Origin of the sequence: Nitrosomonas supralitoralis, assembly GCF_003011925.2 — a bacterium.
Taxonomy (GTDB): Bacteria; Pseudomonadota; Gammaproteobacteria; order Burkholderiales; family Nitrosomonadaceae; genus Nitrosomonas; species Nitrosomonas supralitoralis.
On record NZ_PXXU01000070.1, the window covers coordinates 1 to 11897 of the forward strand.

The window sequence follows — 11897 nt, forward strand, 5'->3', positions numbered from 1 at the left end:
TTCATCGAGATTTAGACATTGATTTGATGATAAGTCAAACCGGCGGAAATGTCCCGTAGCCTAGCAGAACACAAGGATGTGCCCGAGAAGTTGGCCGATTTAGCACGCATAGAGTCTTTGCAACTTGTGCGCGCCTGCCATTTGCGGCAGGGTAATTCCCCTGTCCGTTGATTGCGTCGCTACTGAGTAGTGCAAGACTAGCAAGGTCGATTATGCTTGGGTTATTCTGCATAAAGGTCCCAGAAGTCCCATAGAGATTTGGACATTGATTTGATGCTACAGCTTTTTTGGCTTTTTTGGTTCTCCCGAATTGATTAATGTTTTAGGTGGCTGATTTCAGGTGAAGAATTCCGACGGAATCTTTAAGTTTTTCATCTGAGAAATCGTACTCTCCGAGCATGTTGATATGGGCCGAGGTATTGATGGCTTGTCGATGGTGGTGCAATAGTCTTTGGAACAGACACCTTGTGCAGGATCAGCATTTGTGTTTTGCAATCGTGTGAATAAACGTGGTCGTTGCGGTGGAAGACCAAAAGCCATGAATAAACAGACCATGAAGCACGCCGAGACTTTACTCAAAGATACCGAGAACTACCCTTTCGTTGGCGATGTGATCGACCAGCGCCATATTGTGGACGCACCTCTTTTTACCGATATTTCCCGCCAGACTGCATAAAACAGCTCAGAACCGAGCATGCTGATAACTTCTCAAAAATAAACAAATCCTATGGGACTTTTGGTACCTTTATGCAGATGGAACCATCTTGCTGCAGAAAGCTCGAGTGAATCATTAAATTTTTCTGTTCTTACCCCTGCAACAGATTTCATCACGTCTATTTGCTTATGTAGGATGTCGTACAGATAATTTTTCTCATGATGTCTATAGTTCTGCTTCTTTCTACAAAACGGAGGTAATTATGAGCTATATCGATAAAGATGAGTATGGCATGTATAAAGATGGGTTATTCTGCATAAAGGTACGTAACGCGCCATAGTATTTCTGCCATGTTATTGAAAATGAATCAATATCATCTTTTTTGGAACTTCCAAATTTAAGTGTAAAAAACAACTAGATTTTAGGGGTTGAAGAATAATCGTTTTTCATTAAAATTCAGGCGATTAGTAATTCTTATGCGGTGCGTTATGTACCTTTATGCAGAATAACCCAATGATAGAAACCGGATCGACCAACGGCTCACTGTAGAATGGTCAACCGTAACAGCACTCTCCTCTATCATTTCTTCCAGGCGCCGGCAACTTAACGGGTATGCTGCGTACCAGCGGACACAAACCAGAATTATCTCAAGCGGAAACCGCATTCCTTTCACATCAAGCATGTAATCTCACCATTTATCTCAATCATGATAGTCTACAAGACTATGAGGTCAGTTTGCTTAATGCGACAGAACCAGTTGAAGTAGACTATCTTAATTTTTTATTGACCTGATTAGCTTGTGAATTTCCATGAAGGAGGAAGGCTTTACAAGATAATGTGAGAATCCCGCTTTTTTGCTTAGTTCGATATCTTCAGAATGTCCATATCCGCTAAACGCAATCAAATTAATTTTCTTGGTCATTTGCTTAAATCGCCTTGCCAGCTTAAGCCCGTTAGGTTCGGGTATACTTAAATCAAGTAGAGCAAAATCAGGCACACATAAAGCTACTTCGCGCAGTGCACTCTCGTAATCATACGCGATGCGCACCTTATATCCGTAGGCGGTCATCATTAACGCCAGGGAATCAGCAACATCCTTATTATCGTCGACGATAAGTATACTTTCCGTGCCGGACTCGCACGAAGTATCCTTCAGTTGAGTATTGGGAGTAATATCGATCAGAGGTAGATGTAGGACAAACTGGCTGCCCTGACCTTCTCCCTTGCTTGATGCGGTGATGGTGCCACCATGCAAAGATACGAGCTGAGACACTAAGGACAGACCAACACCGAGACCGCTGCTCGATTTTTTGATAGCACGTTCTTCCTGCATAAAAAGTTCAAAAATGCTCGACAATTTCTTTTGAGATATACCAATTCCACTATCTATCACCGATAAAACTAGTTCGTCGCCTTCGCGATGAGCATTCAAAAAAATCTTACCACCATTTTCCGTGAATTTAATGGCATTGGATAACAAATTCTCCAGTATTTGCGTCAAACGAATAGGGTCTCCATTGACAAACAATGGCTCATCCTTGATTTCAACGGTTAGCTCATGATTGCGTTCATCAATCAATCCCTTTATTGATTGCAGAGTTTGATGAACGATCAATGCCATATCCACCGATTCTTTTTGCAGCGCCAGCTTACCCTGTGTTAGTCGGGAAATATCCAGCAGATCCTCGACCAGGCGGGTCATATGTTCTACCTGCCTGATAATGATATCCGTGGCCCATGAAAGATTCTTGTCCTTAGAATCGATATGCTGAAGAACTTCAGCTGCATTCCGTATGGGAGAAAGCGGGTTGCGAAGCTCGTGACCCAAGATGGCGAGAAACTCATCCTTGCGCCGATCGGCGTGACGAAGCTGCTCTTCTGCATCCCTATGGTACTGAATGTCAACGGTAGAGCCGATAAAGCCGAGTAATTTCTCGTTCTCGAATCTCGGTTCTCCGACAAATTGCATCCAGTGATAGGTGCCGTCCGCCTTGTGAAGCCTCAGTTCATACTCGTATCCGATTTTGGCGCTTTCAGCACAAGAGCATGCCGCAAGATAGGCAGACAGATCATCTGGATGAATAATATTATGCCAACCGATACCTAAAATTTCAGCGATTTTCTTTCCTGTTAGGTCGATGAAGCGCCGATTGACAAATTCCATCTGAGCATTGATGCCACTGATCCAGATTAATACCGGGGCTGTATCGGCTAATACACGGAATTGCTTTTCACTTACTCTCAATTCCTCTTCTGCCCGTTTAAGTGCATCAATAGGAATAAACGTCACGACTACACCTTCGACACGATCTTCTATCCGATAAGGTAAAATCCGGCGTAGAAAGTAATGACCATCAGCCGTATATACTTCATCTTCGATGACCGAGTGTGAATTCTGGACTTTTTTTGCCACAGCAATAAGATCCTGCTGTTCCATCCGCATGGAGAAATCCCCGATGGGACGGCCGATATCCGTGGGAAGCAGGCTGAAAAGTCGACTGGAGGCGGGCGTAAATCGCTTTATACGAAAGTCTTGATCCAAGAATAGCGTGGGGAGATCGCTGCCAGCTAGTAAGTTGGAGAGATCGTCGTTAGCTGTGCGCAGTTCATTTACTGTTCGCTCCATATCAATATTAACGGTGTTCAATTCTTCATTGACCGATTGCAACTCTTCTTTGGATGTCTCAAGTTCTTCGTTGGCGGACTGAAACTCTTCATTCAGGGACATTGCCTCTTCATTGGCAATGCGAAGCTCGACATTGCTCGTTTCCAGTGACTGAATTGAGGTTTCCAGGTCGATCCTTGTTGTGCGCAAGTCGTCTTCGAGCTGCCGCTTGGCCCACGAATCAGCATCGGCGATCGCCTGGTTAGGCTCCTCACGGAGCGTTTCGTATTCGAACGTAATGAGTACGAGCCCTGCACTCTCATCTCCAGCTTTAATGCCCCGGATACGCAGTTGTTTGTTCTCCCCTGATGCCCCAGGAAGGATGATCTCTCCCTTCTTGTCTTCATTGCGAACTGAATGAATTACCGCGCGTAGCGCGATGCGCATTTCATCCGATACCATCGAGAGCAGATTGCGCGTTGTAGCACCTTCAGGCTGCCACATCAAATTCTGAGTGTGACCATAGAAATATAAAATCTGATTATCCCCGTCGATGAGTACAGCTGTGGCGGAGCGCTGTCTCAAGAGTAGTTCTCGCACAAGTTCTGCGTGCTCCACGCGCACCGTGCGCTCGGTCGGCTGATTCTGGAGGCGCGTCGTCATTGCATCTACCACCAGCGGGAGCTTGAGTGGAATTTTGCGTTCTGTAGGCACATTGCGATAAATGCGGTGCTGCTTATTCATAGGCACGAAGAGTTCGTGATGTTCCCCGATAGTTTCGGATTTACCAAGAAATAGATAGCCGGCCGGATTTAGTGCAAAATGAAACATCCTTAGGATTTTGTCCTGTATCTCAGGTTGTATATAAATCAGCAAATTACGGCAACTGATTAGGTCCATCTGGGAAAATGGAGGATCGACCAAGAAGTTGTGATGTGAAAACATGACCGATTCCCGTAGCAACTTCCGTACTTTGAAACGACCATCAGATTCTCGAACAAAGTAGCGCGCCAACAGCTCAGGCTTCAGTACCGTCTTAATACTTTCAGGGTAACTGCCAGAGCGAGCAACCTTAAGTGACCGCAGATCCAAATCGGACCCGATGATGTTCAGTTTGATATTCACCTTTCTTATACTCAAGAATTCCAGCATAGTGATAGCCATGCTATAAGCTTCTTCGCCAGTTGCGCAACCCGCAACCCATATCCGCAGTGGCCGGCCAGGTGCGATATTCTCTATTATCTTCGGTAGGACTAATTGTTGGAGCGCTTGCCAAGCCGCGGGTTCGCGGAAAAATTCGGTAACCTTGATTAAGAAATCCGCACCCAGCGCTAATACTTCATTTGGGTTCTTTTTCAGGTATTCGAGATAGCCATCCAGTTCACTCAATCCGTGCAATGCCATTCGGCGTTTAGTGCGACGCATGAGCATACCTGGCTTGTACCCTCGAAAATCTCCGCCGCCGTGCGTACCTATGAGATTCAAGATATGACCCATTTTTTGGCTTTCTTTCTCCGGCGCCAAGGGAGTCTCAAACCTCCAGAAACCCGTCTGGTCAATATAATGAATGAGTTTTTCGCCCATTTGTTCGATGGGCAAAACGTAGTCGACCAGACCGGTGTGAATGGCACTCTTTGGCATGTCTGGATGCTGAGCCGTCTCAGGCAGCTGAGCCATCGCCATTCCCCCCGCCGCTTTAATGGCTTTTAGACCGATAGTGCCATCATGATCTCCACCGGTCAGGACAATACAGATGGATTTTTCCTGAAGTTCTGCCGCAAGGGATACGAAAAGGTGGTCAATTGATTTCAACAGCGGCCTGGGCTGTGGAATTTGCTGGATACGTAGCAATCCGTCGCTTAACGTCAAAAAATTATTGGGCGAGATTATATAGATGGTATTGGTTTCAATCGCTATATCGCTGGTAACCTGAACTACTGACAGAGACGTGCTCTTTGCTAGTATATCGGCCAGTTGGCTAGGAAACTTCGGCGACAAGTGCACAACCACCACATAAGCAATGCTGTGGTCAGAAGGAAGCGACTTGAATAAACGCTGCAAAGCATCTACTCCTCCCGCAGAGGCGCCTACACCTACTATCGGAAAAGTAGATGATTTAAGTCCGAGAGCGCTATCCTCTTTGATCTCTGCATCCGGAAGCCCATGGTCTGTAAAGGGGTTAACAGATTGCGAGTTATCTTCAGAGGGCGTAGTTTCTTCGATTTCTTTGTTCAAAGTTTTCCGAAAATAGGATATGTGAAAATTGTATGTCTAACTTTGAAAGATGTCGCATGATGAAATTCCAACACGATCCGATACTGTTAATAAGGTAACGCCAATCCTAAACTCTTAGATTCTGATTATATACCTGAGAAAGCAATGAATCTTTTGCTTCTTCCAAAATATTACAGCCTGTAAGCCATCTTATTTAATGTAGGATTTAATTGCTAGTTTATATGAAATCAATCACTTGAAGCTCTGATACTGTTTTATGTATATGAGATTATCTTGCTATATCGACCCCGTTATCTTCCCGTCCACGTAAATACGATTCCAGTATTGCCTAAAACTTGTCCGGTTACCGGCTCTACGACTCAGATGGTCTTGTGTAACATGAAATCCTCCTGCACTAAAAGTATCTTATATTTCATTACCAAACTATCTAACAGGATATTATAAAAAAATAAATAAAATATGTTAAGTACCACACAGATTTATAAATAATTAGTAAAGAAAATGTTGATATTAGAAGTTTCTAAAAAATTTATCATTCATTATGGAAAATAATTCAAAAGAATAGATTTGACCGACTCCAACGCAAGAACGCCCAGGTCAAGAAAGTAAATTGATTCCACCCTCAGAAACAGCTCCAAAGAAATATGATGATAAAGGGAAGTTGGCAAAAAAAGTTTGTTTAATAAGTGGCGGCGATAGTGGAATTGGCAAAGCAATTGCATAACTTTTTGCCCAAGAAGGAGCAGATATAGCAATTGTATATTTAAGCGAAGATAAAGATGCCCAACAAACTCAGTCGGAGGTTGAAGCTTATGGACGTAAGTGCTTATTTATTAAATTAGATATTCTCGGTAACAATGCGGCCCTACATTGGGAAGTAGATTCGATTAAGAAATTTCAACTGATCAGCTTTTGAAAACATTTAATACAAATTTCTTTTCTTATTTTTGGACGACCAAATATACCATTCAATGTTTAACAAAAGGTGCGTGCATCATTAATAATAACTTCTGTGACTGCATATCGAGGTAGTGCAGTTTTAATTGATTATTCAGCTACTAAAGGGGCAATAGTTTCATTCACAAAAAGCTTAGCTAATAATCTTGTAAAAAAAAGGAATTAGAGTTAATGCAGTGGCGCCTGGCCCGATATGGACTCCGCTTATTGCTTCATCTTTTGATAAAGAAAAAGTATCAGAATTTGGTAGCGATTCACCTATGCAACGAGCAGGTATGCCAATGAAGTGGCTGCCTGCTTCTTAATTCTTGCGAGCGATGATGCTAGTTACATTACAGGTCAAGTACTTCATCCGAATAGTGGCGAAATTATTAATGGTTAATTTTATAATTCACCTCTTTTTATCGAAATTCATGGAGGAAATAAATTATGCCAAAACGATCATCTGCTCAGCAGAAGAAAGTAAAAAAGGTCATGCATGAGTATAAAAATGGCACTTTGAAAAGTGGGAAAAAAGGGTAGGAGGAAAAGTTAAAAGCCGAAAGCAACCAATAGCTATCGCTGTGCATGAAGCTGATAGGGGAAAAATGGCGACAAAAAAAATGCCAGCGAAAAAAAACTAGTGCTAATAAGTCGACCAAAAGCAAAAAGTCTTAGCATGAATCTTTACGAAAAAATGCAATTGAATCGCCCAGATATTACTGGAGACTTTTTTGTTTTATTTTTCATCTAGTGGGGCCGCAACATATGACGCGAAGCATAGTCTCATCTCAGTGAAAAATCTTCATCGGTTATGCCGGCATCCCTGCATATTTACATAATATCTTGTTTCATCACAGTCTCTATTTGAGTATCAGGTTGATATTATTACTTTACGTATATCAGTTAAATGGATTGTATTGTTTTCATCTACTGTTATAAGGTTGTTCGATTCTAATTCATTTAGAATCTTTTCCCCCGTTGGCTTCCACTTTTTTAGAAAATCTGCTACGTTTTTTTTCCGTCTGGATTTGATATGTACTCAAGGTATTTTTGATAGATATCCATGTAAAATCCTTTTTAATCCAATAAAGGTTTTTGACTCTGGGCCGTTAAGTAAATTGCATAGTATCTCCGTGGCCGCCAAGACGTAGAAACCCTTGGTGGCCACATCTGTTTATTTCATTTCACGTTGAATTTGATAATCCAGGCGTGTTGCTATTTGAATGTCTTTACCATCAATTAGCAAAATCGTAGAGATTCCAAACACAATAGTTTTTAAAGTTTAAATGATGAAATTCATTTAAACACCATCAGCCGTTCTGTACTGATCACGCCGTTCTCAATCCAGCATAGTGTGATTGTAGAAGGCAATCCTGAGGGTTGCGTCTTTAGAGTTCCGAATAAAATTACAGAATTAATTTCATAGTTTTCTGTGAAATCAATCAGCCAATTAAGATACGTTCTGCGGCTTGGCATATCAAGAAGAAACTATTCATTGATCATAAATAACTTGATCCGTGAAACGTAATTGATAGCTTCCGCAATTATTGAATCACTTAGACGCTTTGTGGCTTTTGAAGGGAAAGCATAAAGCTTGCCATCATCTTCCAGGATCTTAGTCGTTTACGGGATCCAGTGCTCGAGAGAGCATTTCGCTCGGAATTCTTGAGGTCGATAGAGCTTTTGCAATTAAATCCCAAGCTTTAGCTTCAAGGTGATACCGAGCGGCTTTTATGGGTTTTCCATCGGCTGCACTGGCGGCGAATATCTTCATTTGGCGCTTGACCTTTACCTTTACATTTTTCCAAGCACGCCCAATTGATCTCTCGCAGTGCTTGCAGCCTGTAGATCACGCTCGCCAATTGAGACAGCATTTCGTGAAACATGTCTAAGGTTTTTTCATATACCGTAAGTTTTATCGCTGCTTAATCATCGCCATGCAAATCACCACCTCGTTTGAGCAATGATTGGGCGTTAAATACTAACTAAGTATCCACACTCAGGGCATTTGTAAGCCTTGCTTCCATGTACCGTCCTTGTGTGCGAATAAACGAGCTTCATTCACTTTCCGATCCATATGACCCTTCCTGCTGAGCTTTCTTCAATTTTTCTTCGATTCTGCCGATCTTTTCTGCCATGTCCCGCAGTCTGACAACCTCCGAATTTGTAGCTTTGACAAAGTTGACTTCGGCTTAGCAAAATGTTTACTAAGTCTTGTCTATTAATGAAATTAAATTGAAATGAAGATATAAAGCACGAAGAAATCGATGCCTTGAGGCGCATGACGGCATCTTGGAAACGCTGAGCCTGGGGCGGAAGAATTAGAATTCGAGATAGTAGAGTATGATAATAAAAAACCGCCACCTGGGCGGTTTTAAAGACAAATTAATTAACGTATAAAGTATCTACATTGTAAACCACCATATTCCTAATGCCATAAATGAAAATGCTAGTAGTACAGCAAATATCATGGTTACAGTAATATTTTTTTTATTTGGTCGTGAATTTTCAACATTTTCATTTTCTGTATTATCAACATTATTTCTTTCAGTAGACATAATACACTCCTGTTTTTTTTGAAAAGAAAACAGATTGTGGAGGATTAAATAATTAAATCAGTTCGATTGCTCACAAAACCATGTTAAATCGCAATATATTTAAGAAACTTTCTAATGATTAGAATGATAAAAAGTCTTGGGCTTGGCTTAATATTGACATGATTTATAAATCTTCAATATGAAACATACCATCGTTCAAAGTGAAATATTCTTCAGCATGGGCTTCGATTATTGGCATTTCCTCAGCAAGAATTGGGTTATCAAAATGATAATTAGATTCAGTAAACTCGAGTTCAAAATTAATTTCACGGTTTAGCATGACTTTCTCCTATTTTTTGGAAAGGAAAGCTATACTGTTTTAATAAATCGATTATGTATGTGCGTTTACTAACGTTCGCATTTATTAAAAGAGGCGGATTCAACTTTGAAGTGCAACTTTTGTAAGGAAGTTTATAGGCAAGCTGCGGTAGTATCGGAGCTACTTAAACGACCAAGTAAAAGGAGCACAGATGAATCACTACAAACAGCTCACCAGAGAACAACGATACCAGATTTCTGGCTTGAAGAAGGCAGGTCTGAACCAATCGCAAATTGCGGATGAAGTGGGCGTCCACAAGTCGACGATTTCTCGGGAATTCAGACGGAACAAGGGTCGACGTGGTTGGCATCCCAAGCAGGCTCAGGAATTACGGGACGAGCGTCGAGGCACCATCAAGAACCGGATTGGCATTGACGAACGTCCGGTGATCGTGGAACAGAAGAGTCGCATAGGCGACTGGGAGTGCGACACCGTGATCGGCAAGAACTACCGGCGCATTGGTGACATTGGCCGAAAGGAAGTCGCGCTACATTCTGGCAGCCCAAGTTTTCGACAATCCTGCGTCGGGTGTGACAGCGGCAGTAACGCGGCTACTACGCCCCCACAAAGGCAAGTGCTACACCATGACATTCGACAACGGGAAAGAGTTTGCGGAGCATCAAACCATCTCGGCGGAACTCGATGCGGATGTTTATTTCGCCCATCCCTACCATTCATGGGAGCGTGGCTTGAATGAGAACAGCGGTGGGCGGTGGATAGACTCAACCATCGACCACGCAATGAGGTATGCTTATTTTCATGGAGTCCGAAGTTTCATAAAATGAGAACATGAAATGGAGGATGGAGATGGAATTACCCCGCGCACAATATAGCCAGGAATTTAGGGAGCAATCAGTTAAGTTTTTCAAAGAAAGTGGATTAACTTTGGTTGAGGCAGCAAAACGACTGTCTTTACCGAAAGGCACACTAAAGAATTGGGTTTATGCTGACAAACGAGGAGACCTCGCATTGGTTGGCAAGCATCGGCCTGAAATTGAATTAGAGCTATCCAGAGTTAAACGAGAATTAGCAGAAGTGAAGGTGGAGCGTGACTTTATAAAAAAGTGTGCGACGTATTTCGCGAAGCTCATTTGATAAATTCGGCGGTGAGATACGGTCTGATTGAATCGATGCGACAAAGATATCCGATTGCGCTCATGTGCCGGGCATTTGATCTTTCCGAGAGCGGCTTTCATGTCCAAAGGACTCGCCCGGTCTGTAAACGTAAGCAGGAGAATACAAGACTGGAAATAGAAATACTGGCCGCACACCAACGTACACGGGAGACCTACAGTTCCGAGCGCTTGCATCATGACTTGGCGGATCACGGAGTACAAACCACGCCATACCGCGTTAGAACATTGCGCAAGAAATTGAACTTGCTTTGTAAGCAAAAACTGAAATTCAAGGCGACCACCGATTCAAAACATCATTTACCGGTTGCGCCCAATATTCTGAACCGGGAATTTGCTGTTAACGCACCTGATAAAGTGTGGGTCAGTGACATCACTTACATTCCTACGGATGAAGGTTGGTTGTATTTGGCTGGTGTGAAGGATCTGTTTAATGGAGAACTGGTAGGCTATGCCATGAATGAGAGAATGACCAGGAGCATGGTTATACAGGCATTATTTCGTGCAACAGCGAGAAAGCGTCCGGATAAAGGACTTATTGCTCACTCAGATCGCGGCAAGCCAATACTGTGCACATGATTACCAGAATGTATTGCAACAATTTGGCATGATCGCTTCCATGAGTCGTAAGGGTGATTGCTATGATAATGCACCGATGGAAAGCTTCTGGGGATACTTAAAACCGAGCTGGTGCATCATAGAAGACTCAAAACACGGCAACAAGCCATTCAGGAGATTACCGAATATATAGAAATCTTCTATAACCGACAGAGAAAACAGAACAGGCTGGGCTATTTGTCACCAGCACAATTTACGCAGCAATACTATGCAAACTTGCTTGGTGCTTAAACCGATGGACTCCATTTTTGACAGCACACATCACACGAGTTAAATTCTTTGTAGATGGAGTTCCAACTTCCCAAATCCGTTCTGCATGTCTCTCCACTAACAATCAACCCGCATCCAACTCAGCATTACATCTATCGTCATATGGAAGGTGCGCTTGTTATAAACGGATACTTGAAGCTAAACAAATTCTTCAGATTCCACATAAACTCCTCGTTAAGCATCAAGATGGGCCTCGTAAATTCGTATTATGGGTGGTCGCTGAGCCAAATATAACTGGACTGACTATATTATTAAATAGGTTACCGGAAATTACCAACAGACTCTCGCGATTCTGCATTTACGAATCAATAATTGTTAAAGGCGAAGGAGCTGGGCCATGCAATATTTTTCCATTAGTATCAAACCTTGAGCCATGACAGGGACAATCCCAAGAACGTTCTACTGGATTGAAATGAACAATACATCCCAAGTGTGTGCAAATAGCGGAAACTTTATGTAGTTTGCCGTCCTGATCTCGATATACTGCTAACTTGTGAATTCCCTCCTGAACAATTGCTCCTTGACA

11 protein-coding genes and 3 pseudogenes are annotated in these 11897 nt (G+C 42.5%); 8 read left to right on the plus strand and 6 right to left on the minus strand.

Annotated elements, in window-relative coordinates:
- Positions 1-48: 48 nt before the first annotated feature.
- Together C7H79_RS19535 and C7H79_RS15235 are read left to right on the plus strand one after the other, a co-directional pair.
- A complete protein-coding gene (locus C7H79_RS19535) occupies positions 49-171 on the plus strand; it encodes a hypothetical protein (RefSeq protein ID WP_374058020.1) in 123 nt (40 codons plus the stop codon).
- A 280-nt stretch (positions 172-451) separates the two neighbouring features.
- Complete coding sequence (locus C7H79_RS15235; protein WP_197714655.1) at positions 452-676, plus strand: hypothetical protein; 225 nt, start codon at positions 452-454, stop codon at positions 674-676.
- A gap of 475 nt (positions 677-1151) precedes the next feature.
- On the opposite strand, the gene C7H79_RS17745 is transcribed toward C7H79_RS15235, so the two are convergent.
- Both C7H79_RS17745 and C7H79_RS15245 read right to left on the minus strand, forming a co-directional pair.
- Positions 1152-1337, minus strand: a complete 186-nt coding sequence (locus C7H79_RS17745; RefSeq protein WP_147383628.1) for an IS6 family transposase — start codon at positions 1335-1337, stop codon at positions 1152-1154.
- A 90-nt stretch (positions 1338-1427) separates the two neighbouring features.
- Positions 1428-5495: a CheR family methyltransferase gene (locus tag C7H79_RS15245; protein ID WP_106708141.1), complete on the minus strand. Its 4068-nt coding sequence runs from the start codon at positions 5493-5495 to the stop codon at positions 1428-1430.
- A 1012-nt stretch (positions 5496-6507) separates the two neighbouring features.
- On the opposite strand from C7H79_RS15245, the gene C7H79_RS19085 reads away from it, so the two are divergent.
- The 4 genes and pseudogenes from C7H79_RS19085 to C7H79_RS19545 form a co-directional block, all read left to right on the plus strand.
- Entirely contained in the window at positions 6508-6618 is a 111-nt protein-coding gene (locus tag C7H79_RS19085; protein ID WP_242447328.1) for a hypothetical protein, read from the plus strand.
- A 10-nt stretch (positions 6619-6628) separates the two neighbouring features.
- Entirely contained in the window at positions 6629-6757 is a 129-nt protein-coding gene (locus C7H79_RS19090) for a hypothetical protein (RefSeq protein WP_242447327.1), read from the plus strand.
- A gap of 124 nt (positions 6758-6881) precedes the next feature.
- Positions 6882-6974, plus strand: a complete 93-nt coding sequence (locus tag C7H79_RS19540; RefSeq protein ID WP_374058021.1) for a DUF6496 domain-containing protein — start codon at positions 6882-6884, stop codon at positions 6972-6974.
- Positions 6975-6985: 11 nt separating this feature from the next.
- Positions 6986-7075: pseudogene (locus tag C7H79_RS19545) on the plus strand (hypothetical protein); the annotation flags it as partial.
- Positions 7076-8049: 974 nt separating this feature from the next.
- Here the strand turns inward: C7H79_RS19545 and C7H79_RS18105 are convergent.
- From C7H79_RS18105 to C7H79_RS18115, 3 genes are all read right to left on the minus strand, one after another.
- Positions 8050-8208 carry a hypothetical protein gene (locus C7H79_RS18105; RefSeq protein ID WP_172592469.1) on the minus strand — a complete coding sequence of 53 codons (159 nt, stop codon included), beginning with the start codon at positions 8206-8208 and terminating at the stop codon, positions 8050-8052.
- Between the two features lie 631 nt (positions 8209-8839).
- Positions 8840-8992 (minus strand): hypothetical protein, encoded by a 153-nt coding sequence (locus C7H79_RS18110; RefSeq protein WP_172592470.1) that lies wholly within the window; start codon positions 8990-8992, stop codon positions 8840-8842.
- A 163-nt stretch (positions 8993-9155) separates the two neighbouring features.
- A complete protein-coding gene (locus tag C7H79_RS18115; protein WP_172592471.1) occupies positions 9156-9311 on the minus strand; it encodes a hypothetical protein in 156 nt (51 codons plus the stop codon).
- 190 nt (positions 9312-9501) lie between these two features.
- Here C7H79_RS18115 and C7H79_RS19705 point away from each other — a divergent pair.
- Both C7H79_RS19705 and C7H79_RS15275 read left to right on the plus strand, forming a co-directional pair.
- Positions 9502-10089: pseudogene (locus tag C7H79_RS19705) on the plus strand (IS30 family transposase); the annotation flags it as partial.
- A gap of 68 nt (positions 10090-10157) precedes the next feature.
- Positions 10158-11332: pseudogene (locus tag C7H79_RS15275) on the plus strand (IS3 family transposase).
- Positions 11333-11669: 337 nt separating this feature from the next.
- Here C7H79_RS15275 and C7H79_RS15280 read toward each other — a convergent pair.
- The coding region (locus C7H79_RS15280) for a Rieske 2Fe-2S domain-containing protein (protein ID WP_147383629.1) at positions 11670-11897 on the minus strand (228 nt) is incomplete at its 5' end.

Bases quoted from the DNA above. Each gene is read 5' to 3' on its own strand.
- C7H79_RS19535 (WP_374058020.1), top strand. From the start codon at position 49: ATGTCCCGTAGCCTAGCAGAACACAAGGATGTGCCCGAGAAGTTGGCC.
- C7H79_RS17745 (WP_147383628.1), bottom strand. From the start codon at position 1,337: ATGCTTGATGTGAAAGGAATGCGGTTTCCGCTTGAGATAATTCTGGTT.
- C7H79_RS19540 (WP_374058021.1), top strand. From the start codon at position 6,882: ATGCCAAAACGATCATCTGCTCAGCAGAAGAAAGTAAAAAAGGTCATG.
- C7H79_RS18105 (WP_172592469.1), bottom strand. From the start codon at position 8,208: ATGAAGATATTCGCCGCCAGTGCAGCCGATGGAAAACCCATAAAAGCC.
- C7H79_RS18110 (WP_172592470.1), bottom strand. From the start codon at position 8,992: ATGTCTACTGAAAGAAATAATGTTGATAATACAGAAAATGAAAATGTT.
- C7H79_RS18115 (WP_172592471.1), bottom strand. From the start codon at position 9,311: ATGCTAAACCGTGAAATTAATTTTGAACTCGAGTTTACTGAATCTAAT.